This window comes from Paenibacillus ihuae (assembly GCF_001368795.1).
Taxonomy (GTDB): Bacteria; Bacillota; Bacilli; order Paenibacillales; family Paenibacillaceae; genus Paenibacillus_AQ; species Paenibacillus_AQ ihuae.
The window spans coordinates 364245-365635 of record NZ_LN831199.1 but is presented as its reverse complement, the minus strand read 5'-3'; the positions used below and the strand labels follow the sequence as shown (position 1 = coordinate 365635).

Below are 1391 nucleotides of genomic sequence, written 5' to 3'. Positions count from 1 at the left end.
GGGCGTGATAGGTCAGCGGTGAAGCCTCGTAAATGGCGTAGTTCTGCAGGTTCTCAGCCCCGCTGCGGAAGATGACATAGCCGATGCCGGGATAATGCGCAGAGCGGAGAGCGGGATGGCGCTCCGGAAGCTCCGGCTGCGGATACAGCAGCGGGACCAGCGGCAGCGGAAATGCCCCGGTATCCTGGACCGGCGCGCCGCCGTGCTTCCAGGTCCAGATCATTTCTCCCGCCAGCTGCGGATCTTCCCCGGCATAGAACGGAGCGGCGTAGCCGAGCAGGCGGAACCATTGCTCCTGCACATTAGCATCACCGACGGCCGGGGTGAGCAGAACAGGTGCGCCGGCCGGGCCGCTTTGAATCCGGTCCTTCGCGGTCACGATTCCCATCAGGAAGCGGTACATCGCCTTGACCTTGGGGTGCCGGAAATAATCTACGCCCTTCAGCCGCTTAAGCAGGGCGAAGAACAGAAAATAACGGTGCAGCACAGCGCCGTGATAACGCACATTCTCCGGCCAGGCGCCATCCGGATCAACCACTTCCGCCAGCTGCCAGTCGATTACGGAGCGGGCGTGCTCCAGATAATCTCCGCTCTCGGGTTCCTGCGGGAAGAGCAGGGCATACACCCCTAGCCCGGTCGCCCGGTCGGCATTCCAGTTGCTACGTTTGCCGCCCTTCTCATCGGGGAAGGTCGCAAGGTCGAACCGGTAGTAGGCGGTATCCATCATCATCGCCGCGATATAGCGGAAATCGGCCAGCAGTGCCGCCGTTTCCCGATCAGCGAACACTCCGCTGGCTGCAATCTGGTCATAGATGACCGAGACGGCAGCCAGTCCCCGGCCGATATGCACAGCACCATACGTGTCGTCATCATGCCAGCCGTCCCGGCGGAAAATATCCATGCCCTGCCGCATATCAGCCAGTATGTACTGCAGCTTGCGCTTCGCCAGTCCGGCATACGGTTCTTCGCCTGAGACCATATACAAGTTGGCATCGGTACCGGCAGCCTCAAGCAGATACGCCCAGTTGGTCAGCGTACGCCGGTTGAAGAGCGGCGAGAGCTGAATCGGTCCGAGCAGCCGGCCTGCCGCATCCAGGAAGATAACCCCGGTGCATACGCCGCCGCCGGCAAGCGGAGCTTCCAGGCTGAGTTCGGTCTGGATGCCGTAATAATCGCCTGTTTGTACCGGCAGGCGCTCCTCATAACCTAGAGTCGTCCGTACCTCCTCCGTGGGATTACTGATCCGCACGCACTGCACATTCTCCTTCGCTGCACCGCCGGATGGCGTCACACCGGAAGGCTGCAGTCCGCTCCCGCCACCGGCCACTTGCTCCAGCTGGATCGTACTGCCGCTTCCCGGCTCTTGGGCCCAGCCGGCCAGCCCCTGCCCG

1 protein-coding gene is annotated in these 1391 nt (G+C 62.4%); it reads right to left on the bottom strand.

Features of this window, described 5'->3' with window-relative positions:
• A partial coding sequence (locus tag AQR02_RS21265) for a hypothetical protein (protein ID WP_159067810.1) occupies nucleotides 1-1391 on the bottom strand: 1391 nt, incomplete at both ends.